We start from the raw sequence: 21,819 nt of genomic DNA, 5'->3' as shown, positions 1-21,819 counted from the left end.
TTCGGTCTCAAGCGGGATGCCTACGTACCGACGAAGGTGGCGTGTCCAGCATCCTGAAGCCGCGCCGCGGCATGCTCACTGCGCTGCTCGCCGCGGCCCTCTTCACGCTCGCCCTCCCGGTCGCCTCCGCCCAGGCGTCGCCGGCGACCGCCACCTGCAACATCGACGACTTCACGTTCGGGTCCGGCTGCTCGGTGACGTTCCCCGACACGGCGACCGGCGACACCAGCACGATCACCGTGACGCTCAACGCCGGCCTGATGAGCGGCAACGGCGCCGTGGGCCTCTCGAGCTCCGACCCCTACTACACGCTCAGCAACGACACCTGCAGCGGGACGACGCTGTCGATGGGCGGGTCGTGCACGTTCGACCTCGTGTTCGCGCCGCTCGACGACGGCACGGCCGCGACCCACTCGCGGGCCACGGCCGGCCTCGACGTCAGCGAGGGCGGGATGCCCGACGGCACGCTGAACATCGACGCCCAGCAGCACACCGGCGCCGGCGGGCCGCCGCCCACGCCGTCCTACTCCGGCACCGTCTCGCCGGCGTCCAAGGACTTCGGCAGCGCGACGGTCGGCGCCGGCGTCTCGCAGACCTTCACCCTGACCGGCACGTCGAGCGACCCGCTGGAGGTCACCGGTGTCGCGATCGCCGGCACGGACACCGGCGACTACACGATCGACTCGGACACCTGCACCGGCGCCACGCTGAACCAGAGCGACACCTGCGCCGTCGGCGTCACCTTCGCGGCGCCGTCGTCCAACGGTCCGCAGCGCGCCTCGTCGGCGACGCTCGCCTTCACGTCCAACGCCGACACGGCGATCAGCGTCGCGCTCAGCGGCACGGTCCTGCACCAGGCCCGCCCCGGCGGCACGGTCACGGCGGGCGGCGGTTCGTTCTCCGGGGTCACCGCGGGCACGACGGCGACCAAGACCTACACGTTGACCGGCACGGCGAGCGACCCGCTGACGGTGGCGGCGTCCTCGATCTCCGGCGCCGACAGGGCCGACTACAGCATCGTCAGCGACGGCTGCGACGGCCACACGCTGAACCTCGCCGACACCTGCGCGATCACCGTGCGCTTCGCGCCGGCCGCCGCGTCGGCGTCACGCAGCTCGGCGGCGCAGCTCGACGTCGCGTCCGACGCGGTCAGCGCGGTCAGCGCCCCGCTGAGCGGGACGGTCGTCGCGGTGCCCGCGCCGAACCCCGCGCTCAGCTACGCGCTCGGCGACACGCCGTTCAACGGCGGCGACCGCGTCGTGTTCACCAACAGCGGCAACGTCCCGCTGCACCTGACCGGCGCGACGGTCGCCGGCCAGGGCGCCGCTAACGTCGTCCTCACGGGCGACGACTGCAAGGACGTCACGCTCGCGGTCGGCGCGACGTGTGACGTCGGCGTCAAGACCAGCGTGATCCTGGCGGGCCCGATCCACGCGACCGTCACGGTCGGCGGCGACGCCGGCGCGTCGCTCACGATCAGCAGCGCCGGCTCGACCGTGGCGCTGAGCACCGACCCGGGCGACAGCACGTCGACGGCGACCGTCGGCGACGTCGTGCGCAAGACCTACACCTTCAAGAACGGGAGCGCGATCGGCGCGCACCTGACCGGCGCGACCGCGTCCGGCGACGCCGGGTTCGCGGTCACGGCCGACACCTGCAGGGACGTCACGCTCGCCGCGGGCGCCGCCTGCACGGTCGACACCGCGTTCACGATGAGCGGCGTGGGCACGCACGCCGGCACGCTGAAGGTCGACGGCGAGGGTGCCGGCGGCAGCGTCACGACGAGCATCACCGCGACCGCGATCACGTTCACGCTGCCCCAGGAGCAGCCACAGGCCCCGGCCGCGCCGCCGACGACCGCCGCCGCCAAGGACGCCGGTGCGCTCTTCGGCCAGCTCTCGCCGAGCGGGGGCGGGAGCGGCTTCCAGGCGCAGTTCTCGGACAGCTCCTCGGTCGCCCTGGCCAAGGGCGTGGTGACGGTGGCCGTCGTGCGCAACGGCCAGACCGTGGCCACCGACCACGACGCAGACGCCAACGCCTTCATGATCGCCGTCCTCACGATGGGTCCGGACGACGAGCTCGTGGTCGCGGGCGTGCCGCTGTCGGCCATAGCGAAGGCGTCGCTGATCGAGTCTCTCCGTGCCAAGGCGGACCAGCGGGCGACGGCGGCCGCGGTGAAGAAGGTGGCCCGGCCCAAGATCATCGGCAAGACCTGCGCGAACGGGCGCTGCAAGGTCAAGCTCCAGTGGCCGAAGACGCCGGGCATCTACGGGGCGACGATCGCGGTCGGCCACAAGGCGACCGGGAAGGCCGACGGCTACGCGCTCGCCGCGGTGGTCCTGCCGCGCGTGACGGTGCCGAAGGCGCTGCCGACGTGCGTCACGCTCGGCCAGCGCGCCGCGACCAACAGCGTGAAGCTCGGCGTGTCGCCGGCCACGAAGGTGACGTGGACGCTGAGCGCCGCCGCCAAGCAGCCGCGGGAGCCGCGCGGGTGCGCCGACAGCAGGCGGTGGCCGACGCTGAAGGCGTCCTCGAAGACGCTGGCGAGCGGCGTGGTGGCCGGCGGCAGCCCGTCGCGGACGACCTCGATGGCCAAGATCCTCAACAAGGTGCGGCTGGCGAAGCTGAAGCCGGGCTTCTACCGGGTGCGGTTCGGCGCCACCTCGGCGGGCATGCGGTCGGCGCCGCTGGACTGGTGGATCCAGGTCCTGCCCCGCGAAGCGGCCGCGGGGTCGTAGGATCGGCCCGGCATGGCCGGGCGACAGACACCGGCGACGCGCGCGGCCGACGCCGCGGGCATCGCCTACACCTTGCACGAGTACGAGCACGATCCGCGCGCCGAGTCCTATGCGGGCGAGGCGGCGGCGGTGCTCGGGCTCGACCCGGACCGGGTCTTCAAGACGCTTGTTGTAGCGGTTGACGACGGTGACCTCGCGGTCGCCGTCGTTCCCGCGTCCGGGTCGCTCGACCTCAAGGCCGTGGGCAAGCGCGCGGCGATGGCCGACCCGGCGCGGGCCGAGAGGGTGACCGGCTACGTCGCGGGCGGGATCTCGCCGCTGGGCCAGCGGCGCGCGCTGGCGACCTACGTGGACGAGACCGCCGAGCTGTGGGACACCGTGTACGTCTCGGCCGGGCGGCGCGGGCTGGAGATCGAGCTGGCGCCGGGCGACCTGGTGGCCTTGACCGGCGCGGAGGTCCGCGCCCTGGGGAGAGCATCATGAAGGCCTTCGTCACGGGCGCGTCGGGGTTCATCGGGCGGGCGCTGCTCACGCGGTTGGCCGCGGACGGCTGGGATGTTGGTGGTGTCGACCTGGTCGCCGATGCTGCGCGCGGGGTCGTCGCGGGCGACATCGCCGAGCCGGGTGCCTGGCAGGACGCGGCGGCCGGCGCCGACGTCGTGATCCACACCGCCGCGGTCGTCTCGATGCGCGGCGACGACCCGCGCGCGGTCTGGCGGGTCAACGCGCTCGGCACCGCGCGGGCGCTGGAGGCGGCGCGCCGGGCGGGCGCCGCGCGCTTCGTGCACCTGAGCTCCGTGACCGTCTTCGGCTTCGCGTTCCCGGACGGCGTCGACGAGTCGTATCCGTGCGAGCCCAACGGCGTCCCGTACGTCGACACGAAGATCGCGAGCGAGGCGCTGGTCCTCCGCGCGCACGCGGCGGGCGAGATCGACTGCACGGTGATCCGCCCCGGCGACGTCTACGGTCCCGGCTCGCGCCCGTGGACGCTGCTGCCGCTGGAGGAGCTGAGGCGCAACCGCTTCATCCTGCCCGCGCGCGGCCGCGGCATCTTCTCGCCCGTGTACATCGACAACCTGGTCGACGGCATCGTCGCGGCGGCGCAGTCCCCGGCGGCGTCCGGCGGCGTCTTCTCGCTCAGCGACGGGGCGGGCGTGACGACCCACGAGTTCTTCCATCACTACGCCAAGTTGTTGGACAAGCCGCTCCGCTCGGTCCCGACACCGCTGGCCGTCCGCCTCGCCGCCGTCGCCTCCCTCGCCGCCCGCGGCCGCACCGAGGTCAACGCCTCCTCGGCCCGCTACCTCGCCCGCACCGGCACGTACTCCATCGCGCGCGCCCGCGAGACCTTCGGCTACGCCCCCACCATCGACCTCACCGAAGGCATGACCCGTACCGCCGCCTGGCTTCGCGCCGAGCGGCTCGTCTGAGGCGCGCGCCGCCGCGGCTAGGCTCCGAGGCCATGGCCGCTCCGTCTGCTCCGACCTCCGACCTCGACCGCACGCGCCTCCAGGCCATGCTCGACCGGGAGCGGGAGGCGTTCGCCGCGTCGCACCCCAAGTCGCTGGCGCTGGCCGAGCGGGCGAAGGGCGCGCTGCTGCACGGCGTCCCGATGCCGTGGATGCAGAAGTGGGCCGGTGGCGCGCCGGTGTTCCTCGCCGAGGCGCGGGGCGCGCGGGTCACCGACGTGGACGGCAACGAGTACGTGGACGTCGCGCTCGGCGATACCGGCTCGCTGCCGGGCCACTCGCCGCAGGCGACGGTCGACGCCATCACCGAGCGGATCTCCGGCCGCGGCGGGATCACCACCATGATGCCCACGGAGGACGCGATCGCCGTCGGCGAGGAGCTCGGCCGGCGCTTCGGCGTCCCGGCGTGGCAGTTCGCGCTCAGCGCCACCGACGCCAACCGCTTCGCCCTGCGGATGGCGCGCCAGGTGCAGAGGCGGAGCAGGATCATGATCTTCCTGCACGCCTACCACGGCACCGTGGACGAGACGGTCGCCACGCTGGACGAGCAAGGCCATGTGGTTGCTCGTGAGGGCAACGTCGGCGCGCCGGTCGACCCCGCGCTGACGACCAAGGTGGTGCCCTTCAACGACCTCGACGCGGTCCGCGCCGCGCTCGCCCCGCGCGACGTCGCGGTCGTCATCGCCGAGCCCGCGATGACCAACGTCGGCATGGTCCTCCCGGAGGACGGGTTCCTGAAGGGGTTGGAGGAGGCGTGCGCCGAGACCGGCACGTTGCTGATCTACGACGAGACCCACACGATGTCGATGGGCACCGGCGGCTGCGTGCGCGCGTGGAACCTGAACCCCGACGCGGTCACGCTCGGCAAGGCGCTCGGCGCGGGCGTCCCGATCGGCGCCTACGGCCTGAGCGAGGACTTCGCCGCGCGCGTCGTCGCCGACCGCGAGGGCGACTACCTCGACTGGGGCGGCGTCGGCGGCACGCTGGCCGGCAACGCGCTGTCGCTCGCCGCCGCGCGCGCGACGCTCACCGACGTCCTCACCGACGAGGCCTACGGCGCGATGCTGCTCACGTGCGAGCACTACGTCGCGGGCGTGCAGGACGTCTTCGCCAAGCACGGCGCGCCGTGGCACATCGTCGGCCTCGGCTCCCGCGCCGAGTTCGGCTTCACGCCCCACGCCCATGCCACCGGCGCCGACGCGCACGACGCGATCGACCCGCTGCTGGACGACCGCATCCACGCCGCGCTCCTGAACCGCGGCGTGATGCTGACGCCGTTCCACAACATGGCGCTGGTCGGCCCGGCGACGACGGTCGCCGACGTCGACCGCGTCGTTGGCGCGCTCGACGCCGTCGTGGGGGAGATCTTCACCCAGGCCGCGTAGCGCGCGGCGCATACGATCGCGCGCCATGAAGAAGCGCTTCGCGACCGTCACCGCCCTCCTCGCGCTGCTCCTGGCAGCCACCGCCGGGACCGCCTCCGCGGCCTCCCTCAACGGCACGTTCACGACCACGATCCACGGGTCCAGCTCGCTGGCCGGCACGTGGTCGATCAAGTTCAGCCACGGCAACTACAAGGTCATCGACAACGGCAGGACCGTGGTCCGGGGCAAGTACACCACCTCGGGCAACAGGCTCACCATGAGGGACACCAGCGGCGTGGCCGCGTGCAGACCCACCGGGCGCTACACGTTCTCGCGCTCCGGCAGCAAGCTCCACTTCAAGAACACCGGCGACCGCACCACGGCCTGCATGGGCCGCGCCCTGGTGCTGTCCAAGACGTTCACCAGGGCCTAGTCCAACCCCTACAACTAGGCCGTCGCCTGGATCCGCTCGGCCTCGCTGGTCGGCTGGCCGGCGGCGGCCGTCGCCTCGAGCTGCAGGGTCACGTCGAGGCCCTTCTGCCTGCCGAGCGCCTTCCTCAGCTTCGCGGCCTGGGCCTTGCTGATCTGCAGCCGGACGATCCTCGACGTCCCCGCCGGGATGCTGACCTTGATCGGCGGCAGGTCGATCGAGACCGGCTTGACGACCTTCTTCTTCCTGCCCTTCTTGATGATCCTGGCCGTCCCGCGCTGGACGATCGTGGCGGTCGCGGTCAGGTCGCACGTCGTGTCGCAGCCGATCCGGACCGGCAGGTTGCGCGCGCTCAGCACGCCGGCCTTGCGCAGGATCTTGACCGTCAGCTGCGGGCCGAGCGGCTCCGGCAGCGTCGGCGACTTCAGGACCGGCGCGGCCCCGGGCGCGGCGAGCTGACCGCAGCCGGTCGCGGCGCCGGCCGCGAGCTGGAACGTCGACACGCGGTTGTTCTCCGTGTCGGTGACCGTCAGCTTGTTGTTGCAGTCGACGCTCACGCCGGTCGGGTGGATGAACGACCCGTCGCCGGTCCCGCGCGTGCCGAACGCGCCGAGCCGCTCGCCGTTGGGCCCGAGCTCCTGGATCCGGTTGTTGCCGCGGTCGGCGACCCACAGGTTGCCGCCCGCGTCGAGCGCGATCTGCGCCGGGGCGTTGAACTTCCCGACCTTCGAACCGGTCCCGCCGTAGTCGGCCAGCTCCATGCCGGTCGGGTCGTAGACGCGGATGTGGTTGTCGGCCTCGGCGACCCAGATCCTCGAGCCGTCGGGCGCGACCGCGACGCCGCGCGGGCCGGCCTCGGTCGGGAAGGACCCCAGGTACTGGCCGCTGGTGCTGAAGCGCGCGATCCGGGCGTTGCCGTAGTCGGCCACGGCGATGTTGCCGCCGATGTCGATCGACAGCGCGGTCGGCGACTGCAGCTGCCCGGGGCCGCTGCCCTCCGAGCCGATCGAGCGCGGCGTCTGCGCGCTCGCGCGGTCGAAGACCACGATCCGCGAGCGGCGCTGGTCCAACACATAGCCATTGCCTGCGTTGTCGAAGGCGACCGCGACCGGGTCGGGCAGGATCGTCGGCCCGGGGTTGGGCGAGCCCCACGTCGTCGCGATCGAGTTGTCCGGGTTGAGCAGCTGCACGCGCCCGTTGACCGAGTCGGTGACCGCCCGGATGCCCGAGCTGTCGGCGGCGGCGCCCAGCGGCGCGTCGAACTGACCCGACGCGCGGCCCGACGTGCCGAACGAGCGCTTGAGCGTGCCCGAGGCGTCGAACACGTCGATCCGGTCGTTGCCGGTGTTGGCGACGAACAGCTCGCCGCTGGTGTTGGTCGCCGCGCCGCGCGGGTAGGCGAGCTGCCCGGGTCCGGTGCCGTACGAGCCCCAGCGCGCCTTGTACTGGTACTTGGTCGCGGGCGTCGAGTAGCGGACGATCCGCTGGTTCATGTCGTCGGCGACGAACACGCGGCCCTGCGCGTCGATCGCGACGCCGTAGGGGAAGTTCAGCTGGCCCGGCCCCGCGCCCTGGCCCGCGCCGATCGACGCCAGCAGGTGCCCGCCGGTGTCGAAGGCGGCGACACGATGATGTTGGTCGTCGGCGACGAGCATCCGGGTGCCGCGGACCGCGACGCCGCGCGGGTTCTGCAGCGTCCCGGGCGGGACGATCTCGCTGCCGCCGCCGCCGTCGGCCTGGAAGCGGACGACGCGGTCGTTGCCGGTGTCGACGATGTACAGCGTCGATCCGGACGCCGCCAGCCCGCCGCCCGCCGCGGCGTCGTTGCCGCCGCCCGCGCCGAAGTGGAACTTCCCGAGGTCGTTGCCCGGCCCGCCCCAGGACCCGATCAGCCCGCCCGAGTCGCCGCTGAAGCGCACGACGCGGTTGCTGCCGCCGTCGGCGACGACGACCTGGTTGTCGCCGGTGACCGCGATCGCGCCGATCGCGCTCAGCTCGCCGGGGCGCGTGCCCGCGCTGCCGATGTCCATCAGCCACTGGCCGGCGGGCGTGAACTTCTGGACCAGATGCGAGCCCTGATCGGTCACGTAGACGTTGCCGTCGGGGCCGACGGCGACCGCCTGCGGGAAGCGCAGCACGCCGCCGCCGCGGAAGCCGGTCTGGCTGACCGACGCGTACGCGCACGTGACCGACGAGCTGCCGGGGCAGTCGGCGAGCGCAGCGGTCGGCGTCGCCACGGCCGCGGCGAGGAGGGCGCCGGCCGCGATCAGGAGCGAGGGCAGGAGGCGTCGTCTACGGAGCATCGATGTTCCAACACGCTACGGCCCGGAAGTCGCGGTCTTGCAAGGTAGGCTGCCGGAGGTGTCTGCGGCCGGGATCGGGGAGCTGCGCGAAGGTCCGCTGCACGCGGCGGTCAAGGACTTGCTCGCGGTGCCGGGCGACCGGGCCGAGGTGCGGGTCGAGGGGTTCGTCATCGACCTCGTGCGCGCCGACGGCGAGCTGGTCGAGATCCAGACCGGCGGCTTCTCGCCGCTGGGCCGCAAGCTCGACGCGCTGCTGGACGGCAACCGGATGCGGATCGTGTTCCCGGTGCCCGCGGAGCGGCGGATCATCCGGATCGACGACCACGGCGAGGTGCTCTCGGCGCGCAGGTCGCCGCTGAAGGGCAGCGCGCTGGACGTCTTCGACCGGCTCGTGTCGTTCCCGTCGCTGATCGCGCACCCGAACCTCGTCGTCGAGGTGCTGCTGTGCAAGGAGGACCACGTGCGCGCGCCCGAGGCGGGGCGGTCGAGGTCCGGGCGGCGGCGGCGCGACCCGGGCGAGCGGCGGCTGGTCGAGGTGCTGGACTCCGTGACGCTCGACTCGCCGCAGGCGTGCGGCGCGCTGCTGCCGGAGGCGCTGGGCGCGGGCGCTGAGGCCGAGGGCTTCACGACGCGCGAGCTGGCGGCGGCGTTGGGCGTCCGGATGATCCTGGCGCAGCGGATCGCCTACTGCCTGCGCGCGATGGAGGTCTTGGAGGATGCGGGCAGGCGCGGGCGCGCGCCGTTGCACCGGCGCGCTTGAGCTACTTGGTGGACGCCGCGACGGCCTGCGCGTCGTGGTGCCTGCGGGCCGCCTTCTCGGCGGCGGCCGCGGCGGCGTCGAGCTCGGTCCGGACCGGCGCGCCCCAGGCGGCGTCGACCGCCGACATCATCGACGCGTCGGTCCCGCAGTTGATGCAGAAGTCCTTCTGGCCCCAGCCGATCGCGCGGGCGACGACCTCGTCGGCGTAGTCGACGCCGGTCGCGTCGTGGCCGTAGTAGTCGTAGGCGGCGCGCCAGGCGGAGGCGTCGAGGTTCGCGCCCGCGCCGTTGTCCCGGAGCAGCGCGGCGCCGGCCATGATCGCGTCGTAGTCGTCGTAGACGCTGGGGTGCCTGCTCGTCCTGTGCGGGTAGCTCGCCGGCCGCTTCGCCGCCGCGCTCGCGTTCCTGTAGCGCGCCCAGGTCGAGCCGATCCCGCCCCTGACGCCGTTGGTGACGTTGAACTGCATCGGCCCGGCGCAGCAGTTGGCGAAGTTGAGGCCGTGGTAGGTCGTCGGGTGCGTGGAGAACGCGGTCTCCTGCTTGTGGACCGAGGCGATCAGCAGCCAGTTGACGCCGTAGGTCCTCTGGGCCTGGGCGTAGATCGGGTAGAAGCCGGAGACCCAGTCGGCCGGGACGTGGGTCTGGTCGTTGGTCGTGAAGCGCCGTTGCTGGACCTGCTGCTGCCTGGGCGAGAGCGCGCCGTCGTTGGACTTCGGCTTCTCGGTGTCCTTGGTCACCTGCGCGGTGGCGGCGGGGCTCGGCGCGGGCGTGACGACCACGACCTGCGGCGCCTGCGGCGGCGCGGCGGCGGCGGCCGTCCTCGCACCCGGCGTGAACCCACCGCTCAGCGCGATCCCGAGCAGGAGCGCGCCGCCGAGCAGGGCGGCGAGCGCGATGGCCATGGGCCACCGCTCTCTGGGCGGGGTGGGCAGAGACGGCTCGTGCGACATCCGGTGGACGCCGTTGAGTCTAGAGGGCTTCCTTGCCCCCGGATAAGCCGCCCGCGCGTCAGACCGCGAGCAGCGCGCCTTCGTGCTCGAGCAGGAGGCGCTTGTTGTCGAGGCCGCCGGCGTAGCCGGTCAGCGCGCCCCTGGCGCCGATGACGCGGTGGCAGGGGACGAGGATCGGGATCGGGTTGCGGCCGTTGGCGGCGCCGACTGCGCGGGCCGAGCCGGGCGCGTCGAGCGCCTGCGCGATCTCGCCGTAGGTCGTCGTCGTGCCGTAGGGGATCTGCGCGACGTACGCCCAGACGCGGCGCTCGAAGGCGCCGCCGAAGCGGGGCTGGAGCGGGACGTCGAAGGTCTCGCGCTCGCCGCGCGCGTACTCCTGCAGCTGGCGCGCGGCCGCGCCGAGGACGCCGTCGTCGACGCGGCGCGATCCGGGCGGGATCTGCGTGGCGTCGAAGCGGATCTCGGAGAGCGCGTCGGCGTCGCCGAGCAGGAGGACGTCGCCGATCGGGGTGGACACGATGGTGTGGTCGAGCGGCATGGCGGTGCGCTCCTTCCAGTTGTTGTAGGCCTCGGGGAGGCAGGTGTGGCACGGGCGGTAGCCGGCGGCCACCGCGGTCGCCTCGTCGGCGAAGAAGACCCGCTGGGTGACGTAGCCGCCGCGGGCGATCGCGCGGGCGGCGCCGCGGCAGTCGAGCCGCCCGTAGATCCGGTCGGCGCGATGGCCGCCGAGCGCGCCGGGCACGGGCGTGCGGTACGGGACGTTGTCCGGGCCGATCAGCGTGTACTGCTGCATGGAAGTCGTAACGAACCACGCGCCCTTCGCGTGAGGTCGCCGCGTAGCATCGCCCACGCCATGGACGACCTCCTCAAGCTCGCCGCCGACGCCGGCCACGAGATCTCCACCGCCGAAGACGCCCTCGGCGACGGCGCGCACGACGCCGCCCGCGACGCGCTCGACCGCGCCGCCGACCACCTCTCGGCGCTGCGCGACCGCTGGCCCGAGATGTCGGCGGCCGAACGCGCGATCGTCGGCCCCGCCGCCAAGGCGGTCCGAACCCGCCTCGACACCGCGGCCGCCCAGATCCCCGCACGCCGCACCCTCTCCGAGGCCCCCGCCGAGGTCGACCCCGAGCAGGAGTCCGACCCGGACGGCGCCGGCGGCAGCAACGGCGACAGCGCGCCGCCGCCGCCGGCCGCCTGAGCGCGCGCTGGGCCCTGCCACAGCCGGCCGACGTCCTGGAAAGCTGTCTATAGACACCAGGCTCCAGTCCCCGGCATGAAACGTCTTCTCCCTTTCGGGTGCCCGATCGTCGCGGCGGTCTTGGTCATCTTCATCGCGCCTCCGCCCAAGCTGGTCACGCTCATCAGCAGCGACACCTGGGCGCGCCTCGGCCTCTGGGTCCTCGTGACCGTCGTCCTGGGCACTGCGGGAGGCTGACGAGCGGATCTACGAGCGTCTCGGGCGGCTGACGGATCTCTTGGAGCGCACGGTGCAGCGCACTACGCTTGTCGAGCAACGCGTCGATGCGCTCGCACCCCCTTCGGACGGCGGGGCGCACACGGGATGACAACGATGACGACCAACGGCGATCTGCTCGACGACATCCGGGCCCTGCGCGGCGGTATCGAGGAGGATCGCGCGGCGAGCGACGTGAGATGGCGGGCCATCGACGCTGCGTTCGACGACGTCGCCGTCAGCGAGCTGCGGGGCGCTGAGCGCGCCCAGCGGGTGGCTTTCCGATCGGTCGCCTACGCGCTGAGCCTCGCCCTGTTGTTGTTCATCGTGATCGCCTGCGCGAGCCTGATCCAGGGCGAATGGACGCATCAGATCAATCTCGCTGCCGGCTCTCTGGGGGTCGTCGCCGTGGCGAACGGCGGGTGGGGGTTGCATCACCTCGTCGAGCGCTTCCTGACGCTCCGCACCGCGGCGCGCGCCCTTCGCGTCGAGAAGGCTGTAGAGCGTGACCAGCGACGATCGGACTCTGACGCGCGTCGATCGCTGCGCCGGCGCCGCTGAAGTTCGTCTAGCCCGCGCGTAGCGCGAGCCGCGCCAGGCGCGGGCGGGAGGACCAGCGGGGTGGGGCTGTGCGGCGGGAGGCTGCGCGGTGGAGGAGCGAGATGAGGCGGGTCGTCGGTGCGAAGGGGTCGGCGATCGAGGCGCCGGTCGAGAGCGACAGCGCTGCGCGCAGCGTGGCGCCTTCGAAGGCCAACAACAACGGCTCAGGCGGGGCGGGAGAGGAGTCGAGGGTGGCCAGGGTGCGGATCGCGCTGAGGTCGTCCGGGAATGCAGCGCGGAGGGTGATGGCGGTGGTGGTGGGGAGGGGGAGAGGGGGCATGGAGGGCATCATCGGTGGGGAACGGCGATCGGGCAATGGGAATCTGAGCGGAGATCCATTAGCGTTCGCGATAGATGGATCTCCGCCAGCTGCGCTACCTCGACGCGGTCGCGAGCGCTCGCTCGTTCACCGCCGCCGCGCTCGACCTCCACGTCGCGCAGTCCGCGCTCTCGCAGCAGGTCGCCAAGCTCGAACGGGAACTTGGGGTGGAACTGCTCAGACGCACGACGCGCCGCGTCGAGGTGACCGAGGCGGGGCAAGTTGTCCTGGAACGCGCCCGCCGCGCGATGGCCGAGGCCGACGCGATCCGCGAGGACCTCGACGCGCTGCGCGGCCTCGTCCGCGGCTCGCTGCGGATCGGCGGCGTCCCGCCGGTCTCGGGCCTGCACCCGGCCAAGCTGATCGCCGAGTTCGCGGCGCAGCATCCGGGCGTCGACCTGACGATCCGCGAGGACGTCGCCGCGCGGCTGATCGACGAGCTGGGCAAGGGCCGCCTCGACCTGGTGATGGCGCTGATCGACCCCACCACCTTGCCGCCCACCCTCCAAGGCCGCCGGCTCACCGACGAGGAGCTGGTCCTGATCCTCGCCCCCGACCACCCGCTCGCCCGGCGCAGGCGCATCCCCCACGCCGCGCTGCAGGGCGAGCGCCTCGTCGCCTACGGCGCCGGCAGCGCCCTGCGCGCCGAGCTGGAGCGACTTGTAGAACAACCCCAGGTCATCGCGGAAGCCAACGAGCTCGGCACGCTCCAGGAGCTCGTCGCACTCGGCCTCGGCGTCACGCTGATGCCCAGCGCGGTGGTGGCATCGACACCACCAACAACGCTCGCCGTCCGCCCCCTGCACCCCAGGGTCCGGGTGCCCGTCAGCCTCCTCTGGCGCGCCCACGAGCGACCCACCCCCGCGGCCGCCGCGTTCCGCGACCACGTCATCCAGGCGACCACAATTCGCTCTTGACAGCGCACCCGCGGCTGTGGTTAGGATCCCCGAGCCGCTTCCGAAAACGTTTTCGGAACAGCGGCACAGGAGGAGAGATCGAACTTGGGTTCCGAGCGCACAACCATCCGCGAGTTGGCACGCCTGTCCGGCGTCTCGATCGGCACCGTCAGCCGTGCGCTGAACGGCTACGCCGACGTGAGCCCGGACACCCGTGAGCGGATCGTACGCCTCGCCGAGGAGCTCGACTACACGCCGAGCGCGTCGGCCCGGACCCTCGTCACGCAGCGCAGCCACGTCGTCGGCGTCTTCCTCGACACCGGCGAGGGCCACCCGGACCTGCAGCACCCGTTCTTCCACGAGGTCCTCGTCGGCGTGCAGGAGACCGCGGGCCAGCAGGGCTTCGACCTGCTGCTGTTCGCGACCGAGCAGCCCGGCAACGGCTACGGCCGCCACAACTACGTCAAGCGCTGCCGCCACCACAACGTCGACGGCGTGATCCTGATGGGCGTCGACCACCACGACGAGGAGGTCCGGCGCCTCACCGCGTCGACGATCCCGACGATCGGCGTCGACGTCCAGCTGCTCGGCGGCCGCGCCACCTCCTACGTCTCGTCCGACAACGCCGCCGGCGGCCGCCTGGCCGTCGATCACCTTGCGGCGCTTGGGCATCGGCGGATCGCGACGATCCACGGGCCGACCGAGACGCTCGCCGGCCTCGACCGCCTCAAGGGCTACCGGGAAGCCCTCCAGGAACACGGCCTCGCCTACCGCGACGAGTACGTCGTCCAGGGCGACTTCTACGTCGACTCCGGCCACGCGGCGGCCGCGCGCCTGCTCGACCTCGAGGAGCCGCCGACCGCGATCGTCGCGGCGTCGGACCTCATGGCCGTCGGTGCGATCCGCGCCGCCGCCGAGCGCGACCTGCTCGCGCCGCGCGACCTCAGCGTCATCGGCTTCGACGACATCATGCTTGCCGCCCACCTCCAGCCGGGGCTCACGACGCTCCGCCAGGACAAGGCCGGCCTCGGGGCAGCAGCGGCTCGCGCGGTCCTCGCGCTCGCCGGCACCGAGCGAGGCGACGGCGCGGGGGAGACCGCGCCCGAGCCGACCACGCTGCCCGTGGAGCTCGTCGTCCGCGGCACCACCACGCCCCCGCTGGGCGGGTAAGGAGCCGCTGCCACGACCGTCACGCCACAGCGCCAGTCACAAACCGCAGGGTCGTAAACGTTTTTGTAAACCGCAGAAGTTCACTCGTTGGGGAGCAGGAGGGAAGCAGAATGCGAAAGAGCCGCATCACCGCCTTGACGGCGGTCGCCCTGGCCATGTTGTCGTTCTTCGTTGCCGCATGTGGCAGCAGCAGCGACAACGGCGGCAGGAGCGACACCAAGACGACGGACGCCGCCAGCCTCAAGGGGCAGACGGTCACGTTGTGGATCATGAACAACGGGCCGAGCCCGGTGAAGGACACCCAGAGCCTCGTCAAGCCGTTCGAGGCGCAGACGGGCATCAGGGTCAACGTCCAGCTCGTCGGCTGGGACGTCCAGCAGGACCGGATCCGCGACGCCGCGGTCTCCGGCACCGGCCCGGACGTCACGCAGGCCGGCACCACGCAGGTCCCGTTCTTCGCCGCCCTCGGCGGGTTCGAGAACGTGGGCGACAAGGTCAGCCAGATCGGCGGCCAGTCGGCGTACGCGCCCGGCATCTGGAAGACCTCGACGATCCAGGGCCAGGACGGCACGTTCGGGATCCCGTGGTTCACCGAGGCCCGCACGATCTACTACCGCAAGGACGCGCTGAGGGCCGCGGGCGTCGACCCCAAGACGGCGTTCACGTCGGAGGCCGCGCTGGAGGCGACGCTCGAGAAGCTCAAGAGCGTCACCAAGCTGGGCGGCGAGTCGATCGCCCCGTTCGGCGGCCCCGGCAAGAAGGCCTATGACCTGGTCCACAACATGATGCCGTGGGTCTGGGACGCGGGCGGCGCGGAGCTCAACGACGACGCGACCAAGTCCACCATCAACTCGCCGCAGGCGGTCCAGGGCGTCAAGTTCGCCACAGACCTCGTCGGCAGGGGCCTGTGGGACAAGTCGATGCTCGAGCGTGACGGCACGCAGGTCGAGAACGAGTTCAAGGGCGGCCGCCTCGCGGTGTTCGTCGGCGGCCCGTGGGTCCTGCAGTCGGCCAAGCGCCCCGAGGACGACACCTGGTCGTCCGCGGCGCGCAGGAACGTCGCGGTGGCGCCGATGCCCGGCGGCACCGACGGCAGCAAGGGCTCCACCTTCATCGGTGGGTCCAACCTGATGGTGTTCAAGGCCAGCAGGCACAAGGACGCGGCCTGGGCGCTGATCAAGTACCTGTCCCAGGACAGGGTCCAGACCGACTACGCCAACCTGATGGGCATGTTCCCCGCGCGGCTCAAGCCGCAGGAGGAGCTCGGGTCCAGCGACCCGGACCACCAGGCGTTCTACGCGGCGATCAAGGACCAGGGCCGGTCCTACGCGCCGATCGCGCAGTGGGCCCAGGTCGAGAACGCCTACAAGAACGCGTTCGGGCAGATCCTGGACCAGTCGGCCGGCAAGGGCGGGCTGAGCGACGCGGACATCCAGTCCGGCCTCGACAAGGCCGCCAAGGAGGCCGACGGCCTGCTCGCGCAGAGCGCGGGCTAGCCATCCACCCCAGAAGGGCGCGAGGCTTCCGGCCACGATGCCTCGCGCCCTTCGCCTCCACCGACGACGCATGACCACACAGACGCCACCCATCGTGCACGGCGAGCCCGGCGACGCGCCCGCCACGCCGCCGCCCCCGAGCGCTCGCCGCAGCCGCCGCAGGGGCCGCAACCTCGCCTACTGGCTGATCGCCCCCGCGCTGGTCTTCATGGTGCTCGTGCACCTGATCCCGACGCTCGGCGGCCTCGCGCTCAGCTTCAAGAACATCAACACCTTCACCTTCTCCAGGCTCTTCGGTGCGCCCTGGAACGGGTTCCACAACTACAACGCGATCCTGTTCGACGACGCCAACCCGCTGCACTCCGGGTTCGTCGACGCGGCGCGCAACACCCTCATCTACACCGCAGCCACCGTGACAGGGACGCTGGCCGGCGGCCTGGGCATCGCGCTCCTCCTCGCGCGGTCGTTCCCGGGTCGCCGGCTGGTGCGGACGCTGATGCTCGCGCCGTACGTGGTCCCGAGCTTCGTCGTCGCGACGTTGTGGGGCTTCATGTGGCAGTCGGACTCCGGGATCATCAACAAGGTCCTGGTGGACTACCTCCACCTGTTCCACGACCGCCCGACGTGGTTGTTGGGTCACAACTCGCTGTTCGCGATCATCGTGCCGTCGATCTGGCGCGGGATCCCACTGGCGATGCTGATCTTCCTCGCCGGGCTGGAGACGATGCCGCGCGAGCTGCACGAGGCTGCGGCAATCGACGGCGCGGGCCCGTGGCGCCGGTTCCGCTACATCACGTTCCCGCTGCTGCGACCGCTGATCGCCGTGCAGCTGCTGTTCGGCGTCATCTACTCCGCCTACCAGTTCACGATCCCCTACGTGATGCTCGGCAGCAACCCGGGCAGCGACGCCGACTTGATCATGACCTTGATCGTCCGGCAGTCGTTCTCCAACAACCTGATCGGGTTCGGCGCGGCGGCGAGCACCTTGTTGATGTTCGTGATGTTGATCTGGGTGGCGTTCTGGTTCCGGGCGTTCCGCCGCGACTTGGAGATGGCGTGATGGTCGGCAGCAGGCGCATGACCAACTGGGGGCTCAACGCCCTCACCTACGGGATCTTGATCATCATGCTCGCGCCGATCTTCTGGCTGGTCGCGAGCAGCCTCCAGACCCGCGGGCAGCTGGCCAGCGGCAGGTACGACCTGCTGCACCCGACCGTCAAGGCCTTCAGCGAGATGTGGTCGACGGTCGACTTCAGCAAGTACCTCACGAACTCGATCGTCATCTGCGGCATCTCGTCGGTGCTGGCGACGGCCTTCGCCGCGTCGGCCGGCTACGCGCTCGCGCGGCTGCCGTTCCGCGGGCAGAAGTCGTTCAGCGCGGGCGTCGTCGGGACGCAGCTCGTCCCCGGCTCGATGTTCCTGCTGCCCGTCTTCCTCGGGTTCATCTGGCTCAAGCAGAACACGCCGATCCACCTGTTCGACACGCAGCTGGGCATGATCCTCATCTACACGGCGTTCTTCACGCCCGTCGCGATCTGGTTCATGCGCTACTTCTTCCTGGCGATCCCGCCGGAGCTGGAGGAGGCCGCGATGGTCGACGGCTGCACGCGCTTCGGCGCGTTCTGGCGGATCGTGCTCCCGAGCGCCGCGCCCGGCCTGGCCGCGACGTTCGTGTACGCCTTCCTGCTGGCGTGGGACGAGCTGCTGTTCGTCACCGCGCTCACGGCGAACCGGGCCGAGACGATCCCCGTCGGGATCCACAACTTCATTGGGAACTACAGCGAGGAGTACGCACAGCTCATGGCTGCCGGCGTCGTGTCCACGATCCCCGTCATGCTCGCCTTCTTCGCCACCCAGCGGTGGCTCGTCCAGGGCCTGACGGCCGGGGCGGTGAAGGGATGAGCGCCACCGACGCGACCCCCGCGGCGCGCGCCGCCGCGGAGCCGCAGCCGTTCACGCCGCCGCCGGGCTTCCGCTTCGGCGCGGCGACCGCGGCCTACCAGATCGAGGGCTCGACGCTGGCCGACGGCCGCGGCGAGTCGATCTGGGACCGGTTCGCGCACACGCCGGGGATGGTGCTCAACGGCGACACCGGCGACGTCGCCTGCGACCACTACAGGCGCTGGCGTCAGGACCTCGACCTGATGGCCTCGCTGCAGATCGAGTCCTACCGCTTCTCGATCGCGTGGCCGCGGATCCTCCCGACCGGCAACGGGACCGTCAACCAGCGCGGGCTGGACTTCTACAAGCGCTTGGCCGAGGGCCTGCGCGAGCGCGGCATCGAGCCGGTCGCGACCCTCTACCACTGGGACCTCCCGCAGGCGCTGCAGAACGCCGGCGGCTGGGCGCAGCGCGACACCGCGCTGCGCTTCGCCGAGTACGCACGGATCGTCGGGGCCGAGCTGGGCGGCGTCGTCGAGTCCTGGATCACGCAGAACGAGCCGTGGTGCACGGCGTTCCTGGGCCACGCCTACGGGACCAAGGCGCCCGGGATCCGCGACTGGCCGACCGCGCTGCGCGTCAGCCACCACCTGCTGCTCAGCCACGGGCTGGCGGCCCAGGCGCTGCGCGCCGCGCTGCCCGACAGCGCGGAGGTCGGCATCGCGCTGAACCTGTTCCCGGTGGTCCCGGCGCGCGACGACGAAGAACACCATGAAGCCGCGCGGATCCGCGACGGCTACGTCAACCGCTGGTTCCTGGACCCGGTGTTCCGGGGCGCGTACCCGGAGGACATGGTGCAGCAGTACGAGCGCGAGACCGGCACCGCGTTCGACGCGCCGCAGGACGGCGACATGGACATCATCTCGGCGCCCAACGACTTCCTCGGGGTCAACTACTACAACCCGATGCGCGTCGAGCCCAGCGACGAGGCGCCGCTGCGCGTCCGCGACGCGACGTCGGTCGGCCCGGTCACCGGCATGGGCTGGGAGATCAAGCCCGCCGGCCTGCGCGAGGTCCTCGCGCGCGTCCGGACCGAGTACCAGGACCTGCCGATCATGATCACCGAGAACGGCTCGGCGTTCGACGACGGCGCGGTGGTCGACGGCCACCTCGACGACCCGCAGCGCCTCGCCTACCTCGCGGGCCACCTCGAAGCGGTCGGCCAGGCGATCGCCGACGGCTCCGACGTCCGCCGCTACCACGTCTGGTCGTTGTTGGACAACTTCGAGTGGGAAGAGGGCTACGACCAGCGCTTCGGGATCGTCCACGTCGACTTCGACAGCCAGGCGCGCACGCCGAAGGCGAGCGCGCTGTTCTACCGCGACTACATCGACCGCGCACGCAAGGACTAAGGAGAACCCGATGGCGAGCATCGACTTCGCGGGCGTCACCAAGACGTTCCCGGACGGCACCACCGCCGTCGCCAACCTCGACCTCACGATCCGCGACGGCGAGTTCATGGTGTTGGTCGGCCCGTCCGGGTCGGGCAAGTCCACCGCCCTGCGGATGCTCGCCGGGCTGGAGGAGAACACGGGCGGCTCGATCCGGATCGGCGACCGTGTCGTCGACGACGTCGAGCCCAAGGACCGCGACCTGGCGATGGTCTTCCAGTCCTACGCGTTGTACCCGCACATGACGGTGGCCGAGAACATGGGCTTCGCGCTGAAGATGCAGGGCGTCGCGAAGGCCGAGATCGCCAGGCGGGTCGACGTCGCGGCCGAAAAGCTCGGGATCACCGGGCTGCTCGAGCGCCGGCCGAAGGCGCTCTCGGGCGGCCAGCGCCAGCGCGTGGCGGTCGGCCGCGCGATCGTGCGCGACCCGGCGGCGTTCCTGATGGACGAGCCGCTGAGCAACCTCGACGCCAAGCTGCGCGTCGAGATGCGCGCCTACCTCGCGCGGCTGCACCAGGAGCTGGGCACGACGACCGTCTACGTCACGCACGACCAGACCGAGGCGATGACGATGGGCGATCGCGTCGCGGTCATGCGCGACGGGCGCCTGGCCCAGTGCGGCCCGCCCGCGGTGCTCTACGACGAGCCGGCCGACCTGTTCGTCGCCGGCTTCATGGGCTCGCCCGCGATGAACCTGCTGCGCGCGCGGATCGACGGCGGCGACGTCGTCATCGGCCACCAGCGGCTGGCGCTGACCGACGCGGTCTGGGCCGCGCGCCCCGCGCTGCGGCTGTTCGAAGGCAGGGACGTGGTCGTCGGGATCCGGCCGGAGTCGGTGGCGCAGTCGCCGAACGGCCCGGTGGCCGGGCGGACGCTGGAGCTGGACGTCGCGCTGACCGAGGCGCTCGGCTCGGACCTGCTGGTCCACGCCGACGTCGACGCGCCGGTCGTCCTGACCGCCGACCAGGAGGAGCTGGCCGAGGACGCCGTGCCGGAGACGCTGTCGCGGATGACGCTGCGGCTGCCGCCGGGCGCGCCGGTGCGGGCGGGCGAGAGGGTCCGGGTCGTGATCGACGTCGAGCGGCTGCACTTCTTCGACCCGGAGACCGAGCGGGCGATCCGCTGACGTAAGGTCCGCCCCATGGCGGGCACGGATGTTGATGTTGAAGTCGTAGGGGCCGGCGTGATCGGGCTGACGTGCGCGCTGGCCCTCGCGCGCGCGGGCGCGCGGGTGCGTGTGATCAGCGACCGCGCGCCGGACGCCACGACGTCGGCGGTCGCCGCGGCGATCTGGTTCCCGTACGAGGCGGCGCCCGCCGAGCGCGTCCTGGCCTGGAGCGGCGCGACGCTGCGCGAGCTGGTCCGGCTCGCCGACGATCCGGCGACCGGCGTCGTGCTGCGCGGCGGCGTGATGTGCCACCGCGACCCGCAGCCGGACCTCGCCTGGGCCGACGAGGTCCCGGGCCACCGCGAGGCCACGCCCGACGAGCTGCCGCCCGACCCCGCCATCGGCCGGGCGACGTTCTGCGAGCTGCCGGTCGTCGAGATGCCGACCTACTTGGGGTGGTTGCTCGACCAGGTCCGGGCCGCGGGTGCCGAGGTGGTGCTGGATCGCCGGGTCGCGTCGCTGGACGAGCTGGACGCGCCGCGCGTCGTCGTCGCCACGGGCCTCGGCGCGCGCGAGCTGCCCGGCGACCCGGAGCCCTACGCGATCCGCGGCCAGATCGTCCGCGTCGCCAACCCCGGGATCGACCGCTGGATCCTCGACGACGACAACCCCGGCGGCGACACCTACATCATCCCGCGCGGACGCGACGTCGTCCTCGGCGGGACCGCCGACCGCCACGCCGAGGACACCACGCCGGACCCGGCGACCGAGCGGTCGATCCTCGCGCGCGCGATCGCGCTCGAGCCGCGGCTGCGCGACGCGCCGATCCTGTCGCGCGGCGTCGGCCTGCGGCCCGGGCGCGCCGCGGTCCGGCTGGAGCGCGAGATCGACCACACCAACGACCGGACGATCGTCCACTGCTACGGCCACGGCGGCGCCGGCGTGACGCTGTCCTGGGGCTGCGCGGCGGAGGTGGCCATGCTGCTGACGTAGCGACGAGGTGGCGCGGCGGCCCGATCTGGGTACCAACCCGTCCATGGTCGCCATCATCGTCATCATCGTCGCGCTCGTCATCGTGGCGATCGGTGCCGGGATCCTCTCCCGCCGCCGCGCCGCCGAGCGTGCCCGCGTCGAGCGCGAGCGCCAGGTGATCGCCGGGGAGCTGTCCGGCCACCAGCAGGAGCGCGACGCGATCGTCTCGCGCGCCGGCAGCGTCGCGGAGGAGGCTCACGAGCACCGCGCCGCCGCCGAGCAGCACGAGGAGGAAGCCCGCCGCCACGAGCGCGAGGCCGCCGCTCACGCCGAGGCCGCCGACACCGCCGAGGCCCGCTTCCAGCGGTCCCAGACCGCGGCCGAGCGTCACGACGAGCGCGCCGAGGAAGCGCAGCGCCGTCTCGACGAGCTGGAGCAGCGTCGGTAGATGTAGGTA

At 72.2% G+C, this 21,819-nt stretch carries 22 protein-coding genes; 18 read left to right on the top strand and 4 right to left on the bottom strand.

The window, feature by feature from the left end:
* Positions 1–41: 41 nt before the first annotated feature.
* From H030_RS0100555 to H030_RS0100535, 5 genes are read left to right on the top strand one after another with little or no spacing between them, the layout of a single operon-like run.
* Positions 42–2,738 (top strand): choice-of-anchor D domain-containing protein, encoded by a 2,697-nt coding sequence (locus tag H030_RS0100555; RefSeq protein WP_027004669.1) that lies wholly within the window; start codon positions 42–44, stop codon positions 2,736–2,738.
* Positions 2,739–2,750: 12 nt separating this feature from the next.
* The gene (ybaK, locus tag H030_RS0100550; protein ID WP_027004668.1) at positions 2,751–3,221 is read left to right on the top strand and encodes a Cys-tRNA(Pro) deacylase; all 471 of its coding nucleotides are present in this window, start codon (positions 2,751–2,753) and stop codon (positions 3,219–3,221) included.
* Positions 3,218–4,168, top strand: a complete 951-nt coding sequence (locus H030_RS0100545) for an NAD-dependent epimerase/dehydratase family protein (protein ID WP_027004667.1) — start codon at positions 3,218–3,220, stop codon at positions 4,166–4,168. Before ybaK ends, H030_RS0100545 begins: the two co-directional genes overlap by 4 nt.
* 32 nt (positions 4,169–4,200) lie before the next feature.
* Positions 4,201–5,592 (top strand): transaminase, encoded by a 1,392-nt coding sequence (locus H030_RS0100540; protein ID WP_027004666.1) that lies wholly within the window; start codon positions 4,201–4,203, stop codon positions 5,590–5,592.
* Between the two features lie 25 nt (positions 5,593–5,617).
* Positions 5,618–6,004, top strand: coding sequence for a hypothetical protein (locus tag H030_RS0100535; RefSeq protein ID WP_027004665.1), 387 nt, complete (start codon positions 5,618–5,620; stop codon positions 6,002–6,004).
* Between the two features lie 14 nt (positions 6,005–6,018).
* Here the strand turns inward: H030_RS0100535 and H030_RS0100530 are convergent, their stop codons facing one another.
* Positions 6,019–8,304 (bottom strand): NHL repeat-containing protein, encoded by a 2,286-nt coding sequence (locus H030_RS0100530; RefSeq protein WP_027004664.1) that lies wholly within the window; start codon positions 8,302–8,304, stop codon positions 6,019–6,021.
* A 58-nt stretch (positions 8,305–8,362) separates the two neighbouring features.
* Here H030_RS0100530 and H030_RS0100525 point away from each other — a divergent pair, with 58 nt between their 5' ends.
* Complete coding sequence (locus tag H030_RS0100525) at positions 8,363–9,064, top strand: hypothetical protein (protein ID WP_035125689.1); 702 nt, start codon at positions 8,363–8,365, stop codon at positions 9,062–9,064.
* A gap of 1 nt (position 9,065) precedes the next feature.
* Here H030_RS0100525 and H030_RS0100520 read toward each other — a convergent pair whose 3' ends face one another.
* Together H030_RS0100520 and H030_RS40365 are read right to left on the bottom strand one after the other, a co-directional pair.
* Entirely contained in the window at positions 9,066–9,965 is a 900-nt protein-coding gene (locus tag H030_RS0100520) for a hypothetical protein (RefSeq protein ID WP_027004662.1), read from the bottom strand.
* A 106-nt stretch (positions 9,966–10,071) separates the two neighbouring features.
* Entirely contained in the window at positions 10,072–10,806 is a 735-nt protein-coding gene (locus H030_RS40365) for a methylated-DNA--[protein]-cysteine S-methyltransferase (protein ID WP_155891750.1), read from the bottom strand.
* 60 nt (positions 10,807–10,866) lie between these two features.
* Between H030_RS40365 and H030_RS0100510 the strand changes: the two genes are divergently transcribed.
* From H030_RS0100510 to H030_RS0100500, 3 genes are all read left to right on the top strand, one after another.
* Positions 10,867–11,214: a hypothetical protein gene (locus H030_RS0100510; RefSeq protein WP_027004660.1), complete on the top strand. Its 348-nt coding sequence runs from the start codon at positions 10,867–10,869 to the stop codon at positions 11,212–11,214.
* A 75-nt stretch (positions 11,215–11,289) separates the two neighbouring features.
* Positions 11,290–11,451, top strand: a complete 162-nt coding sequence (locus H030_RS38725; RefSeq protein WP_155891749.1) for a hypothetical protein — start codon at positions 11,290–11,292, stop codon at positions 11,449–11,451.
* A gap of 135 nt (positions 11,452–11,586) precedes the next feature.
* Positions 11,587–12,030: a hypothetical protein gene (locus tag H030_RS0100500; protein ID WP_027004659.1), complete on the top strand. Its 444-nt coding sequence runs from the start codon at positions 11,587–11,589 to the stop codon at positions 12,028–12,030.
* Between the two features lie 7 nt (positions 12,031–12,037).
* Here the strand turns inward: H030_RS0100500 and H030_RS0100495 are convergent, their stop codons facing one another.
* Complete coding sequence (locus tag H030_RS0100495) at positions 12,038–12,349, bottom strand: hypothetical protein (protein ID WP_155891748.1); 312 nt, start codon at positions 12,347–12,349, stop codon at positions 12,038–12,040.
* 74 nt (positions 12,350–12,423) lie between these two features.
* Here H030_RS0100495 and H030_RS28190 point away from each other — a divergent pair, with 74 nt between their 5' ends.
* The 9 genes from H030_RS28190 to H030_RS0100450 all read left to right on the top strand — a co-directional run bounded on the left by H030_RS28190 (position 12,424) and on the right by H030_RS0100450 (position 21,810).
* Entirely contained in the window at positions 12,424–13,305 is an 882-nt protein-coding gene (locus H030_RS28190; RefSeq protein ID WP_051221370.1) for a LysR family transcriptional regulator, read from the top strand.
* 114 nt (positions 13,306–13,419) lie between these two features.
* Complete coding sequence (locus H030_RS0100485; protein WP_051221369.1) at positions 13,420–14,454, top strand: LacI family DNA-binding transcriptional regulator; 1,035 nt, start codon at positions 13,420–13,422, stop codon at positions 14,452–14,454.
* A gap of 110 nt (positions 14,455–14,564) precedes the next feature.
* Positions 14,565–15,950, top strand: coding sequence for an extracellular solute-binding protein (locus tag H030_RS28185; protein WP_051221367.1), 1,386 nt, complete (start codon positions 14,565–14,567; stop codon positions 15,948–15,950).
* Between the two features lie 70 nt (positions 15,951–16,020).
* Entirely contained in the window at positions 16,021–17,010 is a 990-nt protein-coding gene (locus H030_RS28180; protein WP_051221365.1) for a carbohydrate ABC transporter permease, read from the top strand.
* Positions 17,010–17,852 carry a carbohydrate ABC transporter permease gene (locus H030_RS0100470; protein WP_027004656.1) on the top strand — a complete coding sequence of 281 codons (843 nt, stop codon included), beginning with the start codon at positions 17,010–17,012 and terminating at the stop codon, positions 17,850–17,852. Before H030_RS28180 ends, H030_RS0100470 begins: the two co-directional genes overlap by 1 nt.
* Positions 17,849–19,243, top strand: a complete 1,395-nt coding sequence (locus H030_RS0100465; protein WP_027004655.1) for a GH1 family beta-glucosidase — start codon at positions 17,849–17,851, stop codon at positions 19,241–19,243. The genes H030_RS0100470 and H030_RS0100465 overlap by 4 nt, the downstream gene beginning before the upstream one ends.
* Before the next feature lie 10 nt (positions 19,244–19,253).
* Entirely contained in the window at positions 19,254–20,408 is a 1,155-nt protein-coding gene (locus H030_RS0100460) for an ABC transporter ATP-binding protein (RefSeq protein WP_027004654.1), read from the top strand.
* Between the two features lie 15 nt (positions 20,409–20,423).
* On the top strand, positions 20,424–21,383 hold the full coding sequence (locus H030_RS0100455) for an FAD-dependent oxidoreductase (RefSeq protein WP_027004653.1): 960 nt from the start codon (positions 20,424–20,426) through the stop codon (positions 21,381–21,383).
* Positions 21,384–21,426: 43 nt separating this feature from the next.
* Positions 21,427–21,810: a hypothetical protein gene (locus tag H030_RS0100450; protein WP_027004652.1), complete on the top strand. Its 384-nt coding sequence runs from the start codon at positions 21,427–21,429 to the stop codon at positions 21,808–21,810.
* Positions 21,811–21,819: the final 9 nt, after the last annotated feature.

Source organism: Conexibacter woesei Iso977N, assembly GCF_000424625.1.
Taxonomy (GTDB): Bacteria; Actinomycetota; Thermoleophilia; order Solirubrobacterales; family Solirubrobacteraceae; genus Baekduia; species Baekduia woesei_A.
The sequence above is the reverse complement of the archived record's forward strand: the minus strand, read 5'-3'. Positions and strand labels throughout refer to the sequence as shown.